Raw genomic sequence first — 24209 nt, 5'->3', positions numbered from 1 at the left:
CGGCCAAGCGTCACTGAATTGGCATTTTCAGACGGTGCTGCCCGTTAGGGGTGGAGGAGCTGTTTTTGCCGGCCCGGCCTTTCATCGTTCCATACCCCAATACCGGACTATGGCCAACGTGTGCAGCCTTTTGAGGCAGCATTTTTATTTTTTTAAGATAGTCTCATGTCTAATGTATGCATATACCGGGGGGTGAATTCTTTCACCCTTCTAACATTATGAAACGGGATTTGCATTGGGGCGCTCTGTGCCCTGTGTAAACTCCGTAAAGGCCCCCTGTTTCCCCAGGGGGCCTTGTTTTATGGGTGGATGGGTGAAAATAGTATCGGTGTAATCGGCCCGAGGGGACGGAGCATCACGGGGGACGGTTGCCCGTTGGGAGCTACTGCTATTTATAGAGAAGGTGCCGGCTTTCTGGCCGGGAATGGCCGATGAAAACGACCCGTAGCGTTGCAGCTTTATAAAATAAGGTTTGGTATTCAGACAGAGGCGGTTGGGAATGGGACGCAGCATCGCAGTTCCCGGAAATGGAGGGTGTATTCAGTCGAAGGCGGTTGGGAATGGGTTACCGCATTGCAGTCCCCGGAAATGAAGTATTCAGCTGGCGGCGGTTGGGGATGGGACGCAGCATCGCAGTTCCCGAAATTGAGGGTAGTACCCAGTTGCAGCAATTGGGAAATGGTTGTAGGGGGCTATCCAGTTATAACGCAGCGCAATAATGCATGGGATATTGATCAGTCAAGAACGGGGCGGAACAACTGTAATATACAGATCAGACCCGCGGCCGGCATATGCCCCATATTAACCGGATGACTGGCATAAGGCAGTACTGCCAGAACAATTCATTGAGAACAACTGCACCAAACCGAAAAAATACAAAAGGTCCCGTAAAGGGACCCTTTGCTTATGCGGTCGTTCAGAGGAGTTAAATGGTAATACCTAAAAATAACAAACGGCACCATAGATGTCGCCTCCCGCCAGATATATTTGTTGCAATAAAGTATCGGAAAATTCGAATTATAAGAAAATCGACTATTTTTTAATTGTTGGAACTATACGGGTTTTTTGTACATTTATTGAAATTCCGCCGGAAAAACTACAGTAGCGAAAGACACAGACGAATGATGGGCGGTGATGCGAAACTCATTTATTTTAGATAAGCAATGTATCAATTCTCCACGTACCGTGCAGCGCTGGGCGCCTGTGCTATCGCGTTTGGTGCCGCCTTCGCGTCGGGTTGCGGCAGCGGCAAGCGCGTCGACTACAGCACCGAAGTAAAACCCATTCTCAACAAACATTGTATCAGTTGCCACGGCGGCGTTAAACAAAGCGGCGGCTTCAGTGTGTTATTCCGTGAAGAAGCACTGGGCCCCACCAAAAGCGGCCACCCCGCCATTATCCCGGGCGATGCCGACCGCAGCGAATTTATCCGCCGCCTTCACAGCAAGGATCCGAAAGAGCGCATGCCCTACAAAAGCGCGCCGCTCAGTAAGGAAGAAATCAGCATCCTCACCCGCTGGGTGGAACAGGGCGCTGAATGGGGCGAACATTGGGCATACGTGTCTCCCGCCGCACCTGCCGAAAAAGAAGCCGGCATCGATCACTTCATCAATGAAAAACTCGACGAAGAAAACCTCGAGGCCGCACCTGAAGCCGACAAAAGCACACTGCTCCGCCGGGTAAGCCTGGATATCACGGGCCTGCCGCCAACGGATAAAATGATGGCGGCTTTTCTGGCTGATAATACACCGGGCGCGTATGAAAAAATGGTGGACACACTCCTCGCCTCGCCACACTACGGCGAACGCTGGGCGTCGATGTGGCTCGACCTCGCCCGGTTCGCAGATTCCAAAGGCTATGAAAAAGATTCGAAAAGGGAATTCTGGCGGTACCGCGACTGGGTGATCAACGCCTTTAATAATGATATGCCCTACGATCGTTTCACCGTGGAGCAACTGGCCGGCGATCTGCTGCCGGAACCCACAGACGATCAGCTGGTGGCTACCGCTTTCCATCGCAACACCATGAACAACGACGAAGGCGGTACGCAGGACGAGGAGTTCAGGACCGCCGCGGTGATAGACCGGGTGAACACCACCATGGAAGTATTCCAGGGCACTACCATCGCCTGTGTGCAATGCCACAGTCATCCCTACGATCCCTTCCGCTTCGAAGACTATTATAAACTGATGGCCTTCCTCAATAACACCCGCGATGAAGACACGCCCGGCGAATACCCGAAAATCAGGTTGTACGACAGCATCGGGCGGCGGCAGGTAGACACGGTGGCCAATTGGGTGCGGCAGCATGCAGGCACCAAAGAGGAGAAGGAATTGCGTGATTTCCTGCGCACCCTCGAACCGAAGATTCACGCGCACGACCACGACTCATTTATCAACGGCGAACTCGCCGATACCAAATACATCAGCATCCGCAACGGCGGCAGCTGCCGCCTGAAAAACGCGCCGGTCAACGGCCGCGGCAACCTGCTCATGCATTACTGGACGGGGCAGGACGGCGGCTCCATGGAAATACGGGCCGATAGTTTAACCGGTCCCGTTATTGCGCGGCAACCGCTGCCCAAAGGCAACCGTGTGCTGAATGTGCCCATCCAGCCGCTGCAGGGGCGTCACCATCTCTTTTTTATCTTCCGCAACAGCAGCCTCGAGCCCATGCAATCCGTTTGCGGGGTGGAGTGGATGGCCTTCCGCGGCGATCTGCCTGCCAAAGGCGCGCCGGGCTACAAGCCGGTTGAAACGGCTTTTATGAACCTGGTGAACGCATCTCCCGAAGGTGTGCCGGTGATGGTGGAAAATCCCGAAGAGATGTTCCGGCCCACCCATACTTTCGAAAGAGGTAACTGGCTGGTGAAAGGACAGCTGGTGAAACCCGATGTGCCGGCTTCGCTTAATCCTTTCCCCGCGAAAGCGCCGCGCAACAGGCTGGGGCTTGCGCAATGGCTGGCCAGCAAAGAAAACCCGCTGACCGCCCGTGTAATGGTGAATCGCTTCTGGGAGCAGCTGTTCGGGACGGGAATCGTGGAAACGCAGGAAGACTTCGGTACGCAGGGTTTCCTGCCCTCGCATCCGGCCCTGCTCGATTATCTCGCGTACCGTTTTATGAATACGCATCAGTGGAGCATGAAGGCCCTGCTGAAAGAAATCGTACTGTCCGCCGCCTACCGCCGCGATTCGCGCAGTTCACCGGAGCTGCAGGAAAAAGATCCGGCCAACCGCTTATTGGCCCGCGGGCCGCGTTTCAGGCTGACGGCGGAGCAGGTGCGTGACCAGGCGCTGGCTGTGAGTGGCCTGCTCAGCGAGCACATGTATGGTGCGAGTGTGATGCCTTATCAACCGGAAGGCATCTGGCAGGCGGTGTACAGCGGCGAGTCGTGGAAAACCAGCGAAAACGGCAACCAGTACCGTCGCGCCGTGTACACGTACATTCGCCGTACCAGCCCGTATCCTTCCATCGTTACGTTCGACGGGTCGAGCCGGGAAGTGTGCTTGCAACGCAGGATACGCACCAATACGCCTTTGCAGGCGCTGGTAACCCTTAACGATCCCGTATTCGTGGAGGCGGCCAGGAACCTGGCAAAAAATATGAAAACAAAAGGCGGCAACGACCAGAAAGCGTGTATCCGTTCAGGTTATAAAGCCGCGATGTTGAAAGACATCGATACCGCCAAACTGGCGATCCTCGAAAAATTATATGCACAGGCTGCGGCCAAATACCGGAAAGACGCCAAAGCAGCCGCTGCTTTGGTACAGGCAGATGCGGACGCGCACCTGGCCGCATTGACCGTTGTTGCCAACGCTATTCTCAACCTGGATGAGTTTTTGTCCAAATCATAAGTATCATGGCAGAGAAACTGATAAAAGAAGCAAACGAACAGGCCGCCCGGTATTTTTCCCGCCGGCATTTTCTGCAGAACTGTGTAACGGGCCTTGGCGCTACGGCGCTCACTTCCCTGCTGGGAAGCTGTAACCTGTTTTCTTCCAAAAGCGGCGGCATGGCGCAAAGCCTCAATCCGCTCGAACCGCGCGCTCCTCATTTTGCCGCCCGCGCCCGCAGCGTGATTTACCTGCATATGGCCGGCGCGCCGTCGCAGCTCGAAATGTTCGACTATAAACCGGAGCTGCAGAAGCTGCACAACCAGCTTTGCCCGCAATCGATATTGGAAGGGAAGAAGTTCGCTTTCATCCGCGGCGTGCCCAAGATGCTCGGGCCGCAGGCGAATTTTAAACAGTACGGCGAATCGGGTGCCTGGGTATCTGATTATATGCCGCACTTTTCCGGGATGGTAGACGACGTGAGTTTCCTGAAAGCGGTGCAAACCGATCAGTTCAACCACGGTCCCGCGCAGCTCTTTATGCATACCGGCAGCGCCCGCCTGGGGCGGCCGAGCATCGGGGCCTGGGTAACGTACGGCCTCGGTTCCGAGAACAGCAACCTGCCCGGGTTTGTGGTGCTGACCTCGGGCGGTAAAACGCCCGATGCCGGTAAAAGCGTGTGGGGCAGCGGTTTCCTGCCTTCCGTTTACCAGGGCGTGCAATGCCGCTCAAAAGGCGATCCGGTGCTCTATATCACCGATCCGGAGGGAATGGACCGCGACCTTCGCTACCAATCCATCCAGGCCATCAATGAAGTGAATAAGCTGGAATATGAGGCGTTTTCCGATGCGGAAACCCTTTCCCGTATATCGCAATACGAACTGGCGTATAAAATGCAGATTTCGGTTCCGGGTGTGATGGATATCAGCGACGAACCTACGTATATCCACGAACTGTACGGCACGCAGCCCGGCAAGGAATCCTTCGCCAACAACTGCCTGCTCGCCCGCAAGCTCGTGGAAAAAGGCGTGCGCTTCGTGCAGTTGTTCGACTGGGGATGGGATGCACACGGCACCGACGAAAATACGGCGGTCGACATCGGCATGCGCAACAAATGCCGCGAAATCGACAAACCCATCACGGCCCTGCTGCTCGACCTGCAGCAACGCGGCCTGCTCGATGAAACGCTGGTGGTATGGGGCGGCGAATTCGGCCGTACACCCATGCAGGAAAACCGCGAAGGCAAAGAAATGCCGTTCATGGGCCGCGATCACCATGCCGAAGCATTCACGATGTGGATGGCCGGCGGCGGTATCCGCAAAGGCTTTACCTATGGCGAAACCGATGAGATCGGCTTCAGCGCTGTCAAAGGCCAGGTAGCGGTGCACGACATACATGCCACCATCCTGCAGCAACTCGGTTTCGATCACGAAAAACTCACCTATCATTTCCAGGGCAGGCCATTCAGGCTCACAGACGTGGGCGGGCATGTCATAAAAGACATTATCAGCTAATCTATGCAACTGAACAGGAGAAATTTTCTCAAACAATCCGCTACAATGAGCGCTACCGCATTTCTGCCTTCCCTGCCTGCTTTCAGCTACAGTCCCGATACTGCACCGGCGTCCGCGCCTGCGCCGGCTGCGGCAGACGGTTTCCGGCTGGTGGTGCTGGCCACCAACTGGGGTTTCTCCGGCACACACGACGAATTCCTCAAACGCGCCAAAGATGCCGGCTACGACGGCATGGAAGTTTGGTGGCCCGGTGATGCCGCCGGCCAGGATGCATTGTTCAACGCGCTGGCGAAACACAAGATGGAAGTGGGCTTCCTTTGCGGCAGCGGCAGCAGCGATTTCGCCAAACACGCGGAACAATTTGAAGCGGCTGTGAAAGCCGCCGCCACACAGCAACGGCAGCGCCCGCTCTATATTAACTGTCACTCCGGCAAAGATTATTTTACGTTTGAGCAGAATACAAAGCTGATCGAGATGACCACACGCATTTCGCAACAAAGCGGAGTGATGGTGTGTCATGAAACGCACCGGTCGCGCATGATGTTCGCAGCGCACGTCACCCGCCGCTTCATCGAAACACAGCCCGCGCTGCGGCTCACGCTGGATATTTCGCACTGGTGCAACGTGCATGAATCGCTGTTGCAGGATCAGCAGGAAACGGTTGCCATGGCGCTTGCCCGCGCAGGTCACATCCACGCCCGCATCGGCCATCCTGAAGGCCCGCAGGTAAACGACCCGCGCGCGCCGGAATGGGAATCCACTGTGAAGGCGCACTTTGCCTGGTGGGACGAGATCGCCCGGCAGAAGAAGGCCAAAGGGGAGGTGATGACCGTGCTCACGGAATTCGGGCCGGTGGACTATATGCCCGCATTGCCCTATACCCGCCAGCCGGTGGCCAACCAATGGGATATTAATGTACATATGATGAAACTCTTAAAAGCGCGGTACGGCAAATGATTTGTTCACTGGAAGTTTCGCAGGCAGGCTGGGGACTGTTTATCGGACGTTTTCACCCCCTGCTGGTGCATCTGCCCATCGGTATGCTGATGGTGGCGTTTATACTGGAAATACTCAGCAAAAACAGGCGGCTGGCCGTGCTCGGTGCGGCGGTGCTGCCTGTATTGATATTCGGCGCCCTCTCCGCCATCGCCGCCTGCGTGGCTGGATGGCTGCTCTCCGCTTCCGGCGGGTACGATGAAAAGGCGCTCGACCTCCACATGTGGATGGGCATAGGCGTAGCCGTTATATCGGTACTGCTGTGCGTATTAAGAAAATACTCGCTACTGAAGAAAGCATGGCTGCCGGTATCGGCACTGATGATCGTGCTGCTCTCCGCCGCCGGCCACTACGGCGGCTCGCTGACGCACGGCGACGACTATCTCACCGCCGCCATGCCCATCGGCAAAAAGAAAGTTGCTGCAACGGCCTTCGCAGGTAAGCCGGAAGACATGAAAGTGTATGAGCACCTGGTGCAGCCTATCCTCGAACAGAAATGTTATGGCTGTCATAACGAACAAAAACTAAAAGGCGGCCTGCGGCTGGACGGGATGAAACACATCGAGGCCGGCGGTGAAAACGGGCCGGTGGTGAAAGACAGTCTGCCCGAAATGAGCGAACTGTACAAACGCCTCGTGCTGTCGGAAGACGATGACAAGCGCATGCCGCCCAAAGGTAAACCGCAACTGAACCCGCAGCAGCTCGAAATCATTTACTGGTGGATAGCGGAAGGCGCTTCCGCCACCGCCACGGTAAAGGAACTGCACAAATCCCCGCGCATACAGCTGGTGCTGGAATCGCTACAACCCTCGCACGGCGGCGAAAGCAACCCATTCATACCGGAAGAAGAAACCAGTCCCCCGTCGGCCCAGGCCGTGCAGGCGCTGGAAGCGATTGGCGTGAAAGTGATGCCCGTAGCGGCGCAGAGCGGTTATGTGATGATCAACGCCATCAATGCCACGCAATTCGGTGACAAGGAAGCGGAGTTACTGCTGCCCCTGAAATCGCAGATCGCCTGGTTGAAATTATCCAATACACAAATCAGCGATACCGCCCTGAAAGCGATCGCCCAATTGCCCCGCCTGACACGCCTCCAGCTGGAAAACACCCGGGTGAGCGACGGCGGAATGCAAACGCTGGCAGGCAGCAAAACACTGATGTACCTGAACCTCGTGGGCACCAAGGTAACCGCCAAAGGCGTACAGGCCCTTCAGAAAAACAAAACGCTGCGGGAGCTGTATTTGTACAAAAGCGCGGTAACGCCGGCGGAAGCGCTGGCATTGCAAAAGAGCATGCCGCACGCGCGTATCGATACCGGCGGGTATCACTTGCCGGTGCTGGCCACGGATACGATGGTGTACAGGAAAATCAAATCATAAACGAGGATCTACCGGTTCGCTTTCCAAAGCGAGCACGCCAAACACACATTCGTGAACGCGCCGCAGCGGCTCGTTGGCGGTAAACCTTTCCAGCCCTTCCGCACCCAGCGCAAACTCACGCAGGGCGAGCGAACGTTTGAGCGACAACCCGCGTGCCTTCAGGCGCTGCAGGTGTTCGGGTGTGGTATATTCGGGACCGTAAATGATGCGCAGGTATTCCCTTCCCCTGATTTTTATGGCCGGCTGGGCAATGCCCCGGTTATGCTGATGAATAAAATCAAAGGGTTTTACCACCATGCCTTCGCCCCCTTTTTCCGTCAATGCAGTCCACCAGTCAATAGCCTCCTGAACATCGGCAGGGTCGTTCAGATGCACGGTTTTAGCAGTAGTGGCCAGTAATATGCCGGGGTCGGCGGCAGCCACTGCCGCGATGTGCTCCATATGCCATTCATGGTGCTGCGACAGCCAGTTTTTACCGGCCGTGGCCAGTATGTGGAACGGGGCCAGTTTGTAATCTTCCAGCGCATTAACCGGCCAGCAGTATTGCCGGTAAGCATCGATGAATTGATGTGCCTGCTGCTGCCGTAGCGTATATTTTTCTAGCAGCCGGGCAGTTTCGCTGTTTTGTTGCAGTGCGGCAGTGGCAGCCGCCAGTGCATGGGAAGCGGCGGCTCCGGTGGCGCCGTATTGCGTTTCGAGCAGCGTTCGCGCTTTTGCATTCCAGGGCATCAGTTCACAGTCAAAGCATGCCCAGTCCGTATCGAATTTCTCATAAAAGCCGGATGTATGCAGCGCCTCATTCAACCGCTGGAGCAATGCCTGCTCCGTGGGTTTATCAGTAAAGTAACTTCTGCCGGTGCGGGTATATATCACGCCGATTCCTTCGTTGCGGATACCGAAGGTTGATTCAACGGTTTTTTCACCTTTCGCCACAATCACCACAGCGCGGGAGCCCATGTGTTTTTCTTCACACACCACTTTTGTTACGCCTACACCGCGGAAATAGTCAAACGCCTCGGATGGATACTCGAGGTAATCCGGCAGTTTGCTGGTTTCTGCGGGGCTCATGGTGGGCGGCAGATAGATCAGCCACTTGGGATTAATGGCGAACCGGCTCATCAGTTCAATGGCGGCAATGGCGTTTTCTTCGCGGATGGTGACGTTATGCCCGAACCGGGTTTCGATATGCAGTTTGCCGGAATAGTCTGCGATGTCCAGTACATCATCATGCTGTTGCTGAAGGTTCAGCTGCGGCTCAGGAGGCAGCAGCGGCCGCACCGGTTCGCAGTAGACCTGCAGCGCGGGCACTTGCACCAGTTCCTTTTCGGGATAGCGGAGCGCGGTAAGGCTGCCGCCGAATACACAGCCGGTATCGATATCGATCGTGCGGTTTAGCCATTGGGGCGCAGGCACAGGCGTGTGCCCGTATACGACCATGGCTTTGCCCTTGTATTCGGATGCCCAGTTGTACCGGACGGGTAAGCCGAACTCATCTATTTCGCCGGTTGTTTCTCCATAGTAACAAAACTCGCGCACCTTGCCGGAGCCGCGGCCATGCATCTCTTCTTTCAGGCCGGCGTGCGCTACCACCAGGTTGCCGTCGTCGAGCACATAGTGACTGATCAGTCCGTCAATAAACCTTTTTACTTCTTCGTGGAAAGCGGCAGGCTGTTCTGCAAGCTGCGCCACTGTTTGCTGAAGCCCGTGGTTGATCTGCACCTGCTTGCCGTTCAGCCAGCGAAGCAATTTGACGTCGTGGTTACCGGGCACACATAATGCAAGACCTGACTGCACGAGATCCATGACGAGGCGCAGAACTGCCGGGCTGTCTGGCCCGCGGTCCACAAGGTCGCCGAGAAACACGGGTTTCCGGCCTTCCGGGTGCTGCCAGCGCCCTTCGGCGTTTGGTGCATAGCCGAGCTTTTGCAGGAGGAGCACCAGTTCGGTATAACAGCCGTGAATATCGCCGATGATGTCGAAGGGGCCGGTTTCGTGTTTGCGGTTGTTGTAAAGCGGGTCGCGTACGATGGCTGTCACCTGTTCCACGTCTTCGGGCCTTTTGAATTCATGCACCTGCCGGAAGCCTTCCAGCTTCAAACGGCGGAGGCTTCTTTTCAGCTGCACGATCTGCCGGGGGATCACATGGCCGGCAAAACTCCGGTCTGTACGGGCGGCGTGGCGTTCCGTACAGATTTTTTCGGACAGGTTAAATGCGATAGCAACGGGTAATACATGGTATTGCCGGGCCAGCTGCACCCATTCTTTCCGGGCTTCTTCCTGCACATTCGTGGCATCGATCACCGTTGTGAGACCGTTTTTAAGGCGCTTGCCCACGATAAACCGCGCCAGCTCAAAAGCGTCGGTAGATGCAGCCAGCGAGTTTTCATCGTTGCTGACCATAGCGCGGCAGGCGTCTGAGGATACGACTTCCGACGGCAGGAAATGTTTTTTGGCGAATGAGGATTTCCCGGAGCTGGAGGCGCCTATCAGCAGTACCAGGCTCATGTCGGGTATATGTAAAGTGTGGTTATCTGTTCTCATAAAATGTTGTACGTATTTGTCTCAGGATTTTTTCGGCGTGTTGCTCATCGGGTGCCGCCTGCAGCGGCGATGCGGCAAACGCACGGTCGATCTGTTCGGTTTTTTCTTCTACCATGGCCATCAGCGCTTCATATTCAAATTCTCCACTGCGAACCCGTAGCAAAAAGTCGCGGTCGGGCCGCCGCACGATCACCTCCCCGCGGGTGGCGATCTCCAGTGCCATATTCAACAACCGGAAGGTATGCATCATGTTTTTAGCGTCGTACTGTTTACCGTGCGCCAGCGCCTGCTCATAGCGGAGGTCGTTCCGCTCGTCCATCCACTGCCAGTATTCGCGATACTCGCGGCAGTACACGGAATACCCGTCTTTATTGAAATGCATGACAGCCAGTGGCGGCTCGCCTTTGGAAATCGGACTGAGGGATACGTCGTTGGCTGCATCGCTGCTGACGATACCGTTGCCGGCGGCATAAACGAGATAGCCGTCGCGGAAGTGGGACAGTTGTGTAAGGCCGCATTTTTCCTGCCGCAGGCCTTTTTTGTCCAACCACTCCTGCAGGGGAAGAGTGCCTGTTCCTTCCTGCACAAAACAAAAATCAAGCACAGATTTGCGTGCTTTCCCGATGGGCCGGTTGATTTTTTTGTTCAGCCCCCGCGCCTTTTTGATTTGTGTTTTGGCGTAACCGGCAAAACTATCGAGGCAAAGCTTCGATAAAAAATCTTCCGGTCGGATCAGGTCCATCAACGGATGCCGGAACAATACTGCATCTGTATCCGTACTAAGCAGTTCCAGGATATTGGGATTGTTTTTGCAGAGCAGTTCAACAAACCGTCCTACTTCATAGTACACCTCGTCGTTGCTTTCATTCGACACCTGGGGTGTGTAATGCATGCCGTACAATTCCTGCCGTGGCAGCACAAACACGCCCTTGTAGTCGATGTCGGACCCGGGAATGTTGAGATTGTACGCATTGCTGCCGCTGATGCATTTCAGCAGCAGGTGCTGCGGTGCCTGCATGAGTTGTTCGTACGTCATGGTGCGATGAATTTTCTGAACATATTATCCAGCGGTTCGTATTGTTCCCTGTGCGGCTGGAGGTGCATGGCCTTTGCCCTGCAATAATCCAGTGTCGATTGCAACCACTGGTGCAGCAGGGGATGCGACGGTACCATTGTTTTTTCGTTGGACTGAATCTTAAGCGCCAGCAACGCATCCACTGCATCCTGCCATGGCTCATCGTCTACCTGTGTTCTCAGCAGGCGGAACTCCATCGGGGGAAGCGTTTCATTATTGACAATCCACAACGCCGCGAGGGCGGGCCGGAGGGCGTAAAAGTATTTTTTCAGGCGCACTTCACCGCCGTGCAGATCATTTTCGAATGTATTGGCAGCCATTGACAGATAATGGTGACAGCCTGCGCGATTGGAAAAATAATCCGGCATCAGTTGCAGTATCTTGGCGGCGAAGTCATCATGCTGCCGGTAACAAACAGGCGATTGCAGCCATTCGTACAGCGGTGCATTACTTTTCAGGAACAGGCGCAATGTTTTGCGGAGGTCCCAGCCGCTGATGTCGAGCACTTCGTTTACCGGCACTTCTATCACGTCCCGTTGCTCGCGGATGCTGAGATAATCGTCGCGGTGCGCGGCATAGATGAAGCGTACGTCAAAGTCGCTGTCGGACGATGCGAAGCCCCAGGCACGGCTGCCCGATTCGCAGGCGTACAGGATGCGGACGTTCATTTCTTTTTCTATCCCGGAGAGTTTCTCCCTGATGATGTTTTCCATAGGTCAGCTGGATTTTGTAAAGATGGCCATTTGGCTGATTGCGCCCACCTCGGGGTCCTCGTCGCCGATGGGCCGGTAAACGGCGCTATAGCCATAAAGACTGGCCACACGGCTCCCCCAGTTTTCAAATTCAGCGCGCGTCCATTCAAAACGATGGTCGTTATGCCGCATCCGGCCATTGCCCTGCGGGCCGAGTTTTACATTGTATTCGGCATTGGGCGTGGTGATGATCACGGTACCGGGACTGGCAAATTCGAAGAGCACGCGTTCCAGTGCCGTCAGGCGCGGTTCATCGAGGTGCTCGATCACTTCCGTAAGGGCGGCGGCGTCAAAACCAGCTATCCGCGCATCGCGGTAAGCCAGCGAGCCTTGTATCAGTTGAATGCGCTCCTGTTGGCGGGGCGGCATACGGTCCGTTTTTAGTTTATCCTTTGCGATTTCAAGGCTGCGGTAACTCACGTCCATGCCTAATACGCGCGAGAACTGTTTTTCTTCCAGGAGCAGCCGGAGCAGTTTGCCTTCGCCACAACCCAGATCGGCCACGGACGAGGCGCCGCACGCTAGCAACGCATCCCTTACCGCCATCAACCGAATGTCGTGGATTTTGATTTTCTCCGGCGGTATCTGCGCGACTTCCTCTTCCGTTTCTTCTCCTTCCTGCTCCATCAGCACCGCCATGACACCGGAGGCAAGTTTCCGCTGGTGTTTCAGGTAACGCATGATGATGAGCTCACGCATGGGGTGGGCGCCCAGCCAGTCCTGTCCCTTGGCAAGCAGTTTCGATACCTCTTCGCTGCCTACGAAATAATGTTTATCGTTATCGCACACCGGTATCAGTACATACAGCTGGCTCAGCAATGTACTGAGCGCGATGGTGTGGCGCAGTTTCACGGAAAAATAGCGGCTCTGGCCCCATTCGGGGAACGCGGGGTCGACGGGGATGCCGGAGGCTTCCACCGTATATCCCAGCGGCTCGAAAAGCTGCCGGAGCACGGTTTCTCCGCCACGCACGGGCAATACATCGAGCGTCACTTCGAAAGGCCAGGCTTCACCGGCCAGTTCGGGCTTGTCTTTACACCGCCCGTTCATGGCGGATGAGAAGGCCTTGGCAATCGCTCCTGACATAAATGAACTGGCTACGTAAGGCCGGTCGTTGACGTATTGTTCCAGTGCGAAATCGTTACCGGCGGGCCGGCGTACGAGCGACACGGGATCGATATCAAGCAGTAAAGCCGCGGTACATTTCTGGGGCGATACTTCGGTATAAAAAATATGTGCGATGCCGCCGGGGATGTCGGCCTCCTGTACCCGGGCGGGGTGTTTATGCAGCAGGAAGCTCAGATCATCTGCAGGGTAACGGGTTGTGCTGATCGTTAAAAGCATGGATGTAAGTATAGGCGATAAATATAAAAAAAGGGGCTGACAACTGCAGCCCCTTTGGTCGTTAATTTTGTTGCTGCCTGTTCCCCGGCCGGCTGTGCCATTTCGGTTTGTTGTTCCTTTTTTTAGCGGAAATCTGTTGTGAAGATGATTGCCGCATCTGCACCGCCGGAGCGGGTTTGATGGCTATTGCCGCCTGGCTCGCCGGGAACGGATGGTCCTTCACCACCGGAATTTCCTGCGCGATCAGTTTGGTGATATCCTTTACGTACGGAACTTCTTCTTCTTCACAGAACGACAGCGCAATGCCGCTGGCGCCGGCGCGGCCGGTCCTGCCGATGCGGTGCACGTACGTTTCGGGCACATTGGGTATTTCGTAGTTGATCACATATTCCAGGTTATCCACGTCAATACCGCGCGCGGCGATGTCGGTGGCTACCAGCACGCGGATGCGGCCGGATTTGAAATCAGTGAGCGCACGCTGGCGGGCGTTCTGCGATTTATCACCATGGATGGCGCTGGCGGAGATCTGGGATTTGTTCAGCTCTTTCGCCACACGGTCTGCCCCGTGTTTGGTTCTGGTAAATACCAGCGCGCTGGTGATGGACGCATCCTTCAATACGTGCACCAGGAGGGAACGTTTGGCGCTTTTATCCACGTGATACAGGCGCTGCTCCACTTTCTCCGCGGTGGAAGAAACCGGCGTAACGGCCACTTTCACCGGGTTGGTGAGAATGGAGTTAGCCAGGCCGGCGATCTCAGCGGGCATAGTGGCGGAGAAAAACAACGTCTGCCGTTTTTCCGGGAGTTTGGTGATCACCCTTTTCACATCATGAATAAAACCCATGTCGAGCATACGGTCTGCTTCATCCAGCACAAACTGGCGGATGTTGCGGAGGTTGATATGCCCCTGCTGCCATAGGTCAAGCAGGCGGCCGGGTGTGGCGATCAGGATGTCGGGACTGTTCCTCAGCGCCTGGATCTGCGTTTGGGCGGATACGCCGCCGAAGATCACGAGGTGTTTAAGGCCGGTATGGGCGCCATAATCACGGACGTTTTCGGCGATCTGGATGGCCAGCTCGCGGGTCGGCGTCAGGATCAGTGTTTTAATATGCCTGTCCGGCGCCTGCGCTGTCTGTTTCTCCTGGTACAATAACTGCAGGATGGGAATGGAAAACGCGGCGGTTTTACCGGTGCCGGTCTGCGCACAGGCCAGCAGGTCTTTCTTTTGCAGCACTACCGGGATGGCCTGCTGCTGGATAGGTGTAGGCGTATGATAGCCCTGGGTTTCAAGCGCACGCAATATCGGCGCAATGAGACTTAATTTCTCGAATGACAATATGTTTTGTTTTATGCTAAAATGATGCTAACAATCCTGAGCTTGATGAAAAGAGAAGGATGGCTAGATTGTATATCCACACATCATTTTAATGAACCTAACTGCAGATTTGCGGAGAGGGGATATAAAAAATCTATGCAAAGGTACGGAATTTCCCGCAAATAAGAAAACCCGCATGGATTGCGGGTTTTCAGTTTCCTCCGATAGCTGGAGAAATCAGTTGAAATTGGTGGCTGCACCCAGCTGCTGCCAGCCGTTGAGGTCGTTTTCCACGGCTACGATCTTTTGCCGGGCGAGGTCGTACGCGTCCGGGCCGAGGAACAGGTGCAGCGGCGGATGCTCCGCGTTGGCGGCGGCCAGTATCACATCGATCGCTTTTTCCGGGTCGCCGGGCTGCGCACCGTTGATCTGCTGCGTATGCAACTGCTGCGATTCGCGGGTGCTGGTGTACTCGGCGATCGGATTGGAGGGTACGGCCAGGGAACCGGATGCGAGGAAATTCGTGCGGAAATAGCCGGGGCTTACGATCACCACCTTGATCCCGAAAGGCGCCGCTTCGGCTGCGAGGGATTCTGACAAGCCTTCCAGCGCGAACTTGGTGGCGCAATAGCTGCCGAAACCGGGGAATGAACCGGTAAAGCCGGCAATCGAGGAAATGTTGAAGATGATGCCACTGCGCTGTGAACGGAGCACAGGCATCGCGTGGCGGATAACGTTCAGCGGGCCGAATACGTTGACGTTGAAATTGCCGCGGACTTCTTCGTCAGACAGTTCTTCGAGCGTTCCGAGCAATCCGTATCCCGCATTGTTCACCACCGCGTCGATGGTGCCGAAGGTTTTCACGGTTTCGCGGATGGATTGCTGCACGCTCTGTTCGTCGGCCACATCCGTTTGCAAAGGGAGGAAGTTTTCATGTTTGCCGATAGCTTCGGTGAGCGAAGACGCCTTGCGCGAAGTGGCGGCTACTTTATATCCCTGTTGCAGCAGTTTTTTGACGAGTATCAGGCCGAATCCCTGTGAGGCGCCTGTGACATACCATACTTTTTGTTGTTGTGCCATACTTGTGTGTTTTTGATAACACAAAGCTATTGCAGCAGCACGCCACGGCTGTTAATGAATTCAAACGAAAAATTGCAAAAATCAAACTGCCCGGAACGAACGGGGTGTAACCTGCGTTTTTTTCTTGAAAAAGTTATTGAAGTGAGCGGGCTCCTGGAAACCAAGACAGTAGCCGATTTCAGATACATTCCAGTCGGTATGCCGCAACAGCATTTTGGCTTCCTGCACAATCCGGTCGGCAATGAGCTCGGAGGTGGATTTGCCGGTGGTGTCTTTCAGGGCCTTGTTCAAATGGTTAACGTGTACCGATAGCTGGTTGGCAAAGTCGATGGCGGTGCGGAAGTTTACCTGCTGCACGGTGGATTCGATGGGAAACTGGCGTTCCAGCAGATCGGAAAACATCGTAGAGATACGGCCGGCGGCGTTGGTGTGGGAAGAGGTGCCGGCAATGGGCTGCAGCTTGAGGCCGGTATGGATCAGCTCCAGTGCGTAGTTGCGCAGCAGGTCGTATTTATACGTGTAATCCGATTGTTTTTCCGCCAGCATTTTCTCGAAGAGGTCGCGCACCGCCTGCACCTGCTCTTTGGGGAGGTGCACCACGGGTTGGCCGCCGGGTTTGAATACCGGGTAATCGAGGAGCCGGATGGAAGTGAACTGACGGAAAAATGCATCCGTAAAGATGCAGAAATAGCCGCCCTGGTCGTCCGAAAGATGCTCGCACTGATACGGCACTTGCGGATTGGCGAACAGGATGGCGTGCTCTTCCACTTCAATCACCTTATCTGCATAAGAATAGCGGTTTTTGCCGCTGATGAGGGCTACTTTGTAAAAATCCCTGCGGCTGTAGGGAAGTGGCTTCGGGGCCAGGCCTACAAATTCGTCCGCCTTGAATACGTTAAAATGACCGATCTCCTTCTCCAGTCCATCCGGTACCTGGAGCTGTTTGGCACGGTAAAATTCTTCCAGGGTCTGGGTCTTTTCCATATACCAAATCTACGAAGAAATGTTTTTTGACATTTTTTTTGAAAAGGAGGTGATATTTGTAATGTTTCCGGTACTATATAATAAAACCCTTCAATATGGATTGGATAACAGCTTTATACAGGGACGCCTTTCCGCATGCGGCGCGTATTGTCCGCCAGCTGGGAGGCGACCCGGAAACGGCCCGCGATTTTTTTCACGATGCCATGATCATTTACCTGGAAAAGAGCCGGAACGGCACCCTCCAGGTGGAAGTGTCGCCCAGGGCATACCTGCTGGGCATTACCAAGATATTGTGGTTGAAACAGCACCATAACCGGTATGTTCCGCTGAGCATGGCGGAACATAACCTCTCCATTCCCGCCGATTTTTACACGCCGCCACAACACCAGCCGCTGCTGGAGCGCCTCAAATCCGCAGGCGCCAAATGTATGCAGCTGCTGCAGGCGTTTTACTACGACCGGCTGAACATGACCGAGATTGCGGAGCAGTTCCGTTACAGCAGCCCTCATTCCGCTACCGTACAGAAGCACAAATGCCTCGAAAAGGTGCGGGACCAGGTGCAAAAAACCGAAGTATATGAGGAAACCGTTGCATGATATCGCTGAAATAGACCGCTATCTGCTGCATGCCATGCCGGAAGCGGAAAAGCGGCAGTTCGAAGCGGAATGCGCCCTGCGGCCAGATCTCCGGCGCCAGGTAACGCACCAGCGGCAGGCGCACCGGATGGTGCGCTGGTTTGCACGTGATGCAAGGCGGGAAAAATTGCGCGACCTGCATGAAGTATTGCTGACCGAGCCGACATTCCGGCAAACCATCGAAGAAATCTTCCGGTAACCCATTGCCGGTGTTATGTACTTATCGTGGATGCCGCCCGGCATCCGCTCAAACACGTATTGTATGTCTATCATTCCCACCGTGATCGACAGTTCCTCGCGGGGAGCTTTCGACATATACAGTCTTTTGCTCAAAGAGCGCATCATTTTCCTCGGTACTGCCATCGATGAAAACGTAGCCAACCTCATCGTAGCGCAGTTGCTGTACCTCGACAGCGAAAATCATTACCCGATCCGCCTTTACATCAACAGCCCGGGCGGCAGCGTGTACGCCGGCCTGGCGATTTACGACACGATGCGCATCTGCAAATCGCCGATCTCCACCGTGTCTGTCGGTTTTACGGGCAGCATGAGCACCGTATTGCTGACTTGCGGCACACGCGGCCAACGCTACGCCCTGTCACACGCCACCGTACATATGCACCCCACCGGAGGCGGTGCGCGCGGATATACGGAAGACGTACGGATCGCCTACCAGGAGCAGGAAAGGCTGCAAAACCAGATTTTCCGGCTGCTGGAGCGCAATTCCAATCATAAAAGGGAAGAAATCGAGGAAATGTTCCGCCGCGATAAATTCATGAATGCCCTCGAAGCAAAGGAATACGGTTTTGTGGATGAGGTGTTGGGCGATGTGAACGACCTAGTGGCCATTCTGCAACCGCCCGTGGTGGGCGACGGAATACCGGTTCAGGGATGATCGTGGATGAACTGGAAGGCCCTTCTTTCCGACCAGTAGTGTTTGCCTGAGAAGGTCACAAAACCCACATGGCCGCCGGTGGCGGGTGTTTCGAGATGGAAGAAGGGATTCTGTTCCGCCTCCTCGTACGGAAAGCTGCCCCTGCCCAGGAACGGATCATCGAGTGCGTTGATGAGGAGCGTGGGAATGCGGATGTCTGGCAGGAATTGCCGTGAGCTGTTTTTCGCCCAGTATTCTTCCGCATCTTTGAAACCGTGAATGGGAGCGGTATAGCGGTCGTCGAACTGCTGGAAGCTGCGGATTTCACCGAACCGGTCCAGCGAGATTTTTTCAGGGTAACGTTGTGCTTTAGCTTCGAGTTTGGCGCCCAGCGAGCGGATGAACCGTTTCATGTAAATGGCGTTGTGGCTTTTCTCCAGTTCGAGGGAGCTGTCTTTCAGATCGCAGGGGACGGAGATGGCTACGGCGGAACGTACGATGGACGGAATACCTGCGCCCTGTTCGCCAATGTATTTGAGGGTGACGTTGCCGCCCAGTGAAAACCCGACGAGATGGATCTGCTGGTACTGGCCGGAAGCGATGATGTGATCGATCACGGTTTGCAGGTCGCCAGTTTCGCCGCTGTGATAAAAACGCAGCGCCTCGTTGCTTTCGCCGCTGCAGCCGCGGAAGTTCATGGCGGCGGTGTCGTACCGGCCTTCATTGAAAATATTCACCATGCCGGTGACATATTGCCGGCGGGAATTGCCTTCCAGTCCGTGCAGGATGATCACGAGCCGTTTGCTGTTCACGCTGCTGATGTCGAGATCGATGAAGTCATTGTCCGCGGTGCGGATGCGCCGGCGGGTGTACTGCGCTGCTTTCACTTTCCTGAACAGGGAAGGGAAGATCGTGAGCAGATGGCGGTTCCGCAGCAGGAAGGGAGCTTTGTAATCGGTATGATGGAGAACCGGCATTTTTACGCAAAGGTAAGCAATTTGCGGCCGGGCGACGATGGGGTCCTGACCGCAAATGACATCGTATAAAAAACAGGGGAAATATCCTGGCCACCGTTTGTGGCATACAATATCCGGCACATCGCCTTGGAAGACGGCATCGCGGGATCGGACAGGCAAAGCGCGTGACATGCTCCGGACGAAATCCGGCGATCTTCAAGGCACGGCCATTGGCGGAAGAGCAACAGCAAGCGGCATGGAGTGAATTGCATACAGCAGCACCTGAAATCCCTACGGAGCCGGGATAAACGTGAACATCCACTTCACCGGGTTCTGCCAGTCGCGCCCCTCAAAGCTGCCTACGGGCGCTTTTACTTTGATGATGTTCCAGCCCTTTTGCAGGTCAACTTTCGTGGGGACCCTCGACTCATATCCTTCATCTTGAAGCGGGATTTCGGAATTCCCCTTTTGGCCCGCTTTTTTCCAATGGGGCGGCGGCACCGCGATGCCATTTACCCATACGGCGCTTTTCTTTTCATCCCATTCATTCGCGGGCGGCGAATCCGTGGCCGGCGAACGGGAGAAATTGTTGAACCCGACCCAAAAATCTTCGGTGCCTGCTTTATCGCGCCAGATTTTTGTAACGGCATACCAGGTGGTGTTCTCTTTCGGGTCGGGCAGCACGCCAGTCACCAGCGGCGCCCACCAGTGACGGAGAACGATGGTGCCTCCCACGATTTGCAGCACCGGCGCAGCATTGGTATTCACCGTGAATTCCTTTTCCAGCTGGCCACCATTATCGAACGGCCCGTACAGATTCCAGACGATGGAAGACTGTGCAGCGTAGGGGAACGGCTTGCCTGCGAAATAGGTTCCCCGGTGCTGCATCAGCCGGCTTTCGAACTCGCTGAATTCTTTTGTTTGGACAGCTCCCGGTGCCCCGATGGCAGCCAGCATGCCGTTGTGCCCGCCGCCACGCCAGGTGCGTTCGGCAAATGCGGGAATGCCGGGGTATACCGCGTTCATTTGCAGCAGATCGCTTTCATGGGCAATCTTCCGGTCGTGCCACAGGCAGAGCGTTGCTCCCAGCGTACCGGCATCGATCTTCCGCAGAAAAAGCGTGACGGGTGTTTCCAGCGGGTCGATGTGATTGAGGTACATATGCCGGGAATCTATGTACTGCAGGTTCTTTTCTACGGCGCCATCGCGCATCCACAACTGCCGGATGGTTTGCTGATGCAGGTTGCCGCCGGGGCTCCAGCCGATCGTTTTTTTACCCAGCGAATGCAGGAGTTCCGTTACCGCGGGCAGGAACTGCGGGTTGGTGATATGTACTTCGTCGCCGCCGATGTGCACATATGGCAGGTCGTAAGTGGCAACCACTTCCCGAAGAATATTTTTGACGATCGCCAACCCGCTATCTGACTGCATATCGGTTTTCATGGCGCGTTTGAAGGCGGCACTATGCCCGGGCATGTCTATCTCCGGCACGAAAGTAATATGGCGCTCGCGGCAGTATGCGATGAGCGCCTGCACCTCCGCTTCCGAGTAAAATTTTCCGTGCTGGCGAAGCATGTGCTCCGGGGCCGTGAGCTGTGGATACTGGCGGATAGCCAGCCGCCACGCCACATCTTCCGTGGGGTGGAAATGGAAGATATTCAGTTTGTAGCGTGCCATCACATCGATCTGTTGTTTCAGCAATGACATCGACTGGTAATTCCTCCCCACATCCACCATGTAGCCGCGCCATGGAAATGCCGGCCAGTCGGTAATCCGGCAAGCGGGAATGTCTTTCCTCCCGTCCATCAGCTGTTGGAGGGTCTGGATACCGTAGAACGCCCCCGCCGCATCCGCTGCGGTGATCACGATACTGTCGCGGTGCACTGAAAGGGTGTAACCTTCGGGTTTGGTGGGGCCGCGGCGGATAGCCAGGTAGCCGCCGCGGGATACCTGTTGCACACCGGCATGAGGAAACAGGGCCAGCAATTTTTTTCCTTCTTTTTCGAATGCCGCATCCATCGGGAGCAAAGCCTTATATCCGGTTGGCAGACAGCTTCCCTTGCCCCATACAACTTCCTGCGGCTGTGGAATCAGCGCGGGCTGTGCCGCGGCGGTAAAGGGTAACAACATCAGCAATAAAGAGCGCATCATCGTATATCTATTTTTGCGAGGGTAAAAATAACGGTGGAATAGCTATCTTTTTTATGCAATACGCCTATTATGTTGCGGGATATTCGCACGATAGCCGGATAAGTGGTTGCCAGGCCTGCCGTCATCGTGTTATCCCATTTCCAGGTTTTTCCCCAATCAGCGCTGATGCGCAGGGATACGGTATGCAAATCACCTCGAAAAACCATTTTACCCGCCCTGTTTGATAATGGCGCCCGCTTTTATATTTTTGGGCCAAGACAAAACGACTCGTCCGATGAAGCGATATTTTTTTACAATTGTTATGTCCTGCTGTATCGCCTTTGGTGCCACCGCACAGCAGCGGCAAACCGCAGGCTGGTTCGCGGCATTCAACACTTTCCGCATTCCCGCCAGCAAGTTCAGTGTATACATGGATGTCCAGGTTCGCACTACCGACAAATTCGAAGCGTTGCAGACGCTTATCGTGCGGCCCGGCTTAAATTATCATGTACGCAAAAACATGATCGCCACGGTGGGTTACGCCTGGATCCGGCTGCGTTCCATGTACAATAGCGCGGCCAACCAGATCGAGTTCGATTATTTGTCGGAGCACCGCATATGGGAGCAGTTCATCGTGAACCACCAGGTGGCTTTTGTTCCACTGCAGCACCGCTTCAGGCTGGAGCAACGTTTCCTGCCGAAGAGCGTGGTGGAGGAAAATGACCTGAAAAATGACGGCTTTGACCTGGCACACCGCTTCCGGTATTTCCTGCGAGGGATTGTGCCGATAGATGGCTCGAAAGCATTTGAGAAAGGCCTCTTTGTAGCCGCGCAGAATGAATTGTTCCTCAACTACGGCGACCCGACCCGCACCAATGGCAAGGTATTCGACCAGAACCGTGCTTACCTGGCCGTAGGCTACCGCCTCAGCCCGAAGTTCGATGTGGAAGGCGGTTATCTCAACCAGTTCATATCCGGCCCCGGTAGCGCAAGAATCACCTATCATGTGGCGCAGATCGCAACGTATGTGCGGTTGTAGGAGGGATAATCCAGCCGATTGTGAAGTGTGGAAGCGGATATCCAATCGGTTCATACCCGGCCGTGGCAGCGCGAGAAGCACCTATCATGTGACGCACGGTTGTAGAAGGGATAATCCAAGCCGGTTGTGAGGTGTGGAAGGCGGCTATCTCAATCAGTTCATATCCGGATCCGGCAGCGGGAGAAACACCTATCATTTAACGTACGCTTGTAGGAGGGGATAATTCGCACCGGTTGTAAAGTGTGAAGGGGGCTATTTCAACCAGTTCATTTCCGGCTCCGGCAGCGCAAGAATCACCTATCATGTGGTGCAGATCGCAACGTAAATGCGGTTGTAGGCGGGATAATCCGGCGATGATTGTGAAGTATGGAGGGCTGTGAAAGCTTTGGGTTTGCTCCACATCCGATCTCACAGTTTACTGTGGCACTTCAGCCCGCTATTGGCTGTGCGCGGAACATCGTTATAAAACAAAAGGGGGATATCAGCTGATGATATCCCCCTTTTATGTTCGTTATTCTTTTATCAGGATTTTCTCTTCCCTTCAATATTCGGCAAAAAGCCCGTGAGCAGGCCGATCAGCGGCAGGTAAGCACACACCTGGTATACGTAATTGATACTGGTGCGGTCTGCCAGTTCGCCCAGCAGTGCAGAACCTACGCCCGCCATACCAAAGGCAAACCCGAAAAACAGTCCCGCGATCATTCCCACTTTACCCGGCACCAGTTCCTGCGCGTACACGAGGATGGCGGAGAAGGCGGAAGAAAGAATCACGCCGATGAACACGCTCATCACCACCGTCCATACCAGGTTCACATGCGGCATCAGCAACGCAAACGGTGCCACCCCGAGGATGGAAATCCAGATCACGTATTTCCGGCCGATGCGGTCGCCGATGGGGCCGCCGATAAAGGTGCCCGCGGCAATGGCGAACAGGAACACAAACAGGTATACCTGGGAGTCCTGTACCGATACATGGAACTTGTCCATCAGGTAGAAGGTGTAATAACTGGTGAGGCTGGCCATGTAAAAATACTTCGAGAAAATGAGCACCAGCAGGATGAACAGCGCAAACGCCACACGGCCTTTGGACAGTTTCATCGTTTCCGTCTGTACCGTTTTTTTCTTCGGTTTGATGCGGTGCGGATTATTGAGATACCAGCGGCTGATGCGCAGCATCACCACAATGGCCAGCAGCGCCACCAGCGAAAACCAGGCGATGTGCAGCTGCCCGAAGGGCACAATGATCGCCGCCGCCAGCAAAGGCCCCAGCGAGCTGCCGGTATTGCCGCCCACCTGGAACAGCGATTGTGCCATGCCATGTTTGCCGCCCGAGGCCATGTAAGCCAGACGCGATGCTTCGGGGTGGAAAATGGCCGAACCGACGCCTACCAGCGCTACAGACAGCAGCACCATGGCGAAGCTGTGCGACAATGAAAGGCACACCAGTCCCAGCAGGGTAAATCCCATGCCGATGGCCAGGGAATAGGGCTGCGGCCGTTTGTCGGTGTACAGGCCCACCAGTGGCTGCAGAATGGACGCAGAGAGCTGGAAGGTGAGGGTAATCAGGCCTACCTGGGAAAAGTTCAGGTGCAGAGAATCTTTGACCAGCGGGTAAATGGCCGGAATGAGCGACTGGATGGTGTCGTTCAGCAGGTGTGTAAAACTAAGCGCCAGCAGTACGGAGAAAACCGTTTTTTCTGCCACATTGCGGGCCGAAGTGGCTTTGTCTTCGGCCTCCAATACAGTTTCCATTTTGTCAGAT

At 55.0% G+C, this 24209-nt stretch carries 18 protein-coding genes; 8 read left to right on the top strand and 10 right to left on the bottom strand.

Translation table 11 applies throughout. From position 1 onward, the window contains the following. Positions 1-1163: 1163 nt before the first annotated feature. From EGT74_RS06130 to EGT74_RS06115, 4 genes are read left to right on the top strand one after another with little or no spacing between them, the layout of a single operon-like run. Positions 1164-3854 carry a DUF1553 domain-containing protein gene (locus tag EGT74_RS06130; RefSeq protein WP_123845639.1) on the top strand — a complete coding sequence of 897 codons (2691 nt, stop codon included), beginning with the start codon at positions 1164-1166 and terminating at the stop codon, positions 3852-3854. Between the two features lie 5 nt (positions 3855-3859). Continuing rightward, positions 3860-5347 (top strand): DUF1501 domain-containing protein, encoded by a 1488-nt coding sequence (locus tag EGT74_RS06125; RefSeq protein WP_123845638.1) that lies wholly within the window; start codon positions 3860-3862, stop codon positions 5345-5347. 45 nt (positions 5348-5392) lie between these two features. After that, complete coding sequence (locus EGT74_RS06120) at positions 5393-6304, top strand: sugar phosphate isomerase/epimerase family protein (protein WP_246008130.1); 912 nt, start codon at positions 5393-5395, stop codon at positions 6302-6304. Next, a complete protein-coding gene (locus tag EGT74_RS06115; protein ID WP_123845636.1) occupies positions 6301-7722 on the top strand; it encodes a c-type cytochrome domain-containing protein in 1422 nt (473 codons plus the stop codon). The genes EGT74_RS06120 and EGT74_RS06115 overlap by 4 nt, the downstream gene beginning before the upstream one ends. On the opposite strand, the gene EGT74_RS06110 is transcribed toward EGT74_RS06115, so the two are convergent. From EGT74_RS06110 to EGT74_RS06080, 7 genes are all read right to left on the bottom strand, one after another. Beyond that, positions 7717-10263, bottom strand: coding sequence for a polynucleotide kinase-phosphatase (locus EGT74_RS06110; protein ID WP_123845635.1), 2547 nt, complete (start codon positions 10261-10263; stop codon positions 7717-7719). The genes EGT74_RS06115 and EGT74_RS06110 overlap by 6 nt on opposite strands. After that, positions 10250-11299 (bottom strand): DNA polymerase beta superfamily protein, encoded by a 1050-nt coding sequence (locus EGT74_RS06105; RefSeq protein WP_123845634.1) that lies wholly within the window; start codon positions 11297-11299, stop codon positions 10250-10252. The genes EGT74_RS06110 and EGT74_RS06105 overlap by 14 nt, the downstream gene beginning before the upstream one ends. Next, positions 11296-12051: a nucleotidyltransferase domain-containing protein gene (locus EGT74_RS06100; protein WP_123845633.1), complete on the bottom strand. Its 756-nt coding sequence runs from the start codon at positions 12049-12051 to the stop codon at positions 11296-11298. Before EGT74_RS06100 ends, EGT74_RS06105 begins: the two co-directional genes overlap by 4 nt. Before the next feature lie 3 nt (positions 12052-12054). Continuing rightward, positions 12055-13434 carry a 3' terminal RNA ribose 2'-O-methyltransferase Hen1 gene (locus tag EGT74_RS06095; RefSeq protein WP_123845632.1) on the bottom strand — a complete coding sequence of 460 codons (1380 nt, stop codon included), beginning with the start codon at positions 13432-13434 and terminating at the stop codon, positions 12055-12057. Positions 13435-13495: 61 nt separating this feature from the next. Further along, on the bottom strand, positions 13496-14770 hold the full coding sequence (locus EGT74_RS06090; protein WP_123845631.1) for a DEAD/DEAH box helicase: 1275 nt from the start codon (positions 14768-14770) through the stop codon (positions 13496-13498). A gap of 216 nt (positions 14771-14986) precedes the next feature. Next, positions 14987-15829: an SDR family oxidoreductase gene (locus EGT74_RS06085; RefSeq protein ID WP_123845630.1), complete on the bottom strand. Its 843-nt coding sequence runs from the start codon at positions 15827-15829 to the stop codon at positions 14987-14989. 81 nt (positions 15830-15910) lie between these two features. Then, entirely contained in the window at positions 15911-16813 is a 903-nt protein-coding gene (locus EGT74_RS06080; RefSeq protein ID WP_123845629.1) for a helix-turn-helix domain-containing protein, read from the bottom strand. A 95-nt stretch (positions 16814-16908) separates the two neighbouring features. Here EGT74_RS06080 and EGT74_RS06075 point away from each other — a divergent pair, with 95 nt between their 5' ends. The 3 genes from EGT74_RS06075 (at position 16909) to EGT74_RS06065 (ending at position 18343) form a co-directional block, all read left to right on the top strand. Next, positions 16909-17409 (top strand): RNA polymerase sigma factor, encoded by a 501-nt coding sequence (locus EGT74_RS06075; protein WP_123845628.1) that lies wholly within the window; start codon positions 16909-16911, stop codon positions 17407-17409. Then, positions 17390-17647, top strand: coding sequence for a hypothetical protein (locus EGT74_RS06070; RefSeq protein WP_123845627.1), 258 nt, complete (start codon positions 17390-17392; stop codon positions 17645-17647). The genes EGT74_RS06075 and EGT74_RS06070 overlap by 20 nt, the downstream gene beginning before the upstream one ends. A gap of 63 nt (positions 17648-17710) precedes the next feature. Next, positions 17711-18343, top strand: a complete 633-nt coding sequence (locus tag EGT74_RS06065; RefSeq protein ID WP_123845626.1) for a ClpP family protease — start codon at positions 17711-17713, stop codon at positions 18341-18343. On the opposite strand, the gene EGT74_RS06060 is transcribed toward EGT74_RS06065, so the two are convergent. Both EGT74_RS06060 and EGT74_RS06055 read right to left on the bottom strand, forming a co-directional pair. Further along, a complete protein-coding gene (locus EGT74_RS06060) occupies positions 18334-19299 on the bottom strand; it encodes a YheT family hydrolase (RefSeq protein ID WP_123845625.1) in 966 nt (321 codons plus the stop codon). The genes EGT74_RS06065 and EGT74_RS06060 overlap by 10 nt on opposite strands. A 270-nt stretch (positions 19300-19569) precedes the next feature. Beyond that, the gene (locus EGT74_RS06055; RefSeq protein ID WP_246008129.1) at positions 19570-21429 is read right to left on the bottom strand and encodes a beta-N-acetylhexosaminidase; all 1860 of its coding nucleotides are present in this window, start codon (positions 21427-21429) and stop codon (positions 19570-19572) included. A gap of 301 nt (positions 21430-21730) precedes the next feature. Here EGT74_RS06055 and EGT74_RS06050 point away from each other — a divergent pair, with 301 nt between their 5' ends. Then, entirely contained in the window at positions 21731-22447 is a 717-nt protein-coding gene (locus tag EGT74_RS06050) for a DUF2490 domain-containing protein (RefSeq protein ID WP_158618023.1), read from the top strand. 522 nt (positions 22448-22969) lie between these two features. Here EGT74_RS06050 and EGT74_RS06045 read toward each other — a convergent pair. After that, positions 22970-24199: an MFS transporter gene (locus tag EGT74_RS06045; RefSeq protein WP_123845623.1), complete on the bottom strand. Its 1230-nt coding sequence runs from the start codon at positions 24197-24199 to the stop codon at positions 22970-22972. Positions 24200-24209: the final 10 nt, after the last annotated feature.

Origin of the sequence: Chitinophaga lutea, from assembly GCF_003813775.1 — a bacterium.
In the GTDB taxonomy this organism is placed as follows: domain Bacteria; phylum Bacteroidota; class Bacteroidia; order Chitinophagales; family Chitinophagaceae; genus Chitinophaga; species Chitinophaga lutea.
This window is presented reverse-complemented; position numbering and strand designations above follow the sequence as displayed.

What these genes read in the sequence shown, in the direction of transcription:
- EGT74_RS06100 (WP_123845633.1), bottom strand. Translation starts at nt 12,051, where the DNA reads ATGGAAAACATCATCAGGGAGAAACTCTCCGGGATAGAAAAAGAAATG.
- EGT74_RS06045 (WP_123845623.1), bottom strand. Translation starts at nt 24,199, where the DNA reads ATGGAAACTGTATTGGAGGCCGAAGACAAAGCCACTTCGGCCCGCAAT.
- EGT74_RS06050 (WP_158618023.1), top strand. Translation starts at nt 21,731, where the DNA reads ATGTCCTGCTGTATCGCCTTTGGTGCCACCGCACAGCAGCGGCAAACC.
- EGT74_RS06055 (WP_246008129.1), bottom strand. Translation starts at nt 21,429, where the DNA reads ATGATGCGCTCTTTATTGCTGATGTTGTTACCCTTTACCGCCGCGGCA.
- EGT74_RS06080 (WP_123845629.1), bottom strand. Translation starts at nt 16,813, where the DNA reads ATGGAAAAGACCCAGACCCTGGAAGAATTTTACCGTGCCAAACAGCTC.
- EGT74_RS06105 (WP_123845634.1), bottom strand. Translation starts at nt 11,299, where the DNA reads ATGACGTACGAACAACTCATGCAGGCACCGCAGCACCTGCTGCTGAAA.
- EGT74_RS06110 (WP_123845635.1), bottom strand. Translation starts at nt 10,263, where the DNA reads ATGAGAACAGATAACCACACTTTACATATACCCGACATGAGCCTGGTA.
- EGT74_RS06125 (WP_123845638.1), top strand. Translation starts at nt 3,860, where the DNA reads ATGGCAGAGAAACTGATAAAAGAAGCAAACGAACAGGCCGCCCGGTAT.
- EGT74_RS06085 (WP_123845630.1), bottom strand. Translation starts at nt 15,829, where the DNA reads ATGGCACAACAACAAAAAGTATGGTATGTCACAGGCGCCTCACAGGGA.
- EGT74_RS06070 (WP_123845627.1), top strand. Translation starts at nt 17,390, where the DNA reads ATGAGGAAACCGTTGCATGATATCGCTGAAATAGACCGCTATCTGCTG.
- EGT74_RS06065 (WP_123845626.1), top strand. Translation starts at nt 17,711, where the DNA reads ATGTCTATCATTCCCACCGTGATCGACAGTTCCTCGCGGGGAGCTTTC.
- EGT74_RS06130 (WP_123845639.1), top strand. Translation starts at nt 1,164, where the DNA reads ATGTATCAATTCTCCACGTACCGTGCAGCGCTGGGCGCCTGTGCTATC.
- EGT74_RS06075 (WP_123845628.1), top strand. Translation starts at nt 16,909, where the DNA reads ATGGATTGGATAACAGCTTTATACAGGGACGCCTTTCCGCATGCGGCG.
- EGT74_RS06060 (WP_123845625.1), bottom strand. Translation starts at nt 19,299, where the DNA reads ATGCCGGTTCTCCATCATACCGATTACAAAGCTCCCTTCCTGCTGCGG.
- EGT74_RS06095 (WP_123845632.1), bottom strand. Translation starts at nt 13,434, where the DNA reads ATGCTTTTAACGATCAGCACAACCCGTTACCCTGCAGATGATCTGAGC.
- EGT74_RS06115 (WP_123845636.1), top strand. Translation starts at nt 6,301, where the DNA reads ATGATTTGTTCACTGGAAGTTTCGCAGGCAGGCTGGGGACTGTTTATC.
- EGT74_RS06120 (WP_246008130.1), top strand. Translation starts at nt 5,393, where the DNA reads ATGAGCGCTACCGCATTTCTGCCTTCCCTGCCTGCTTTCAGCTACAGT.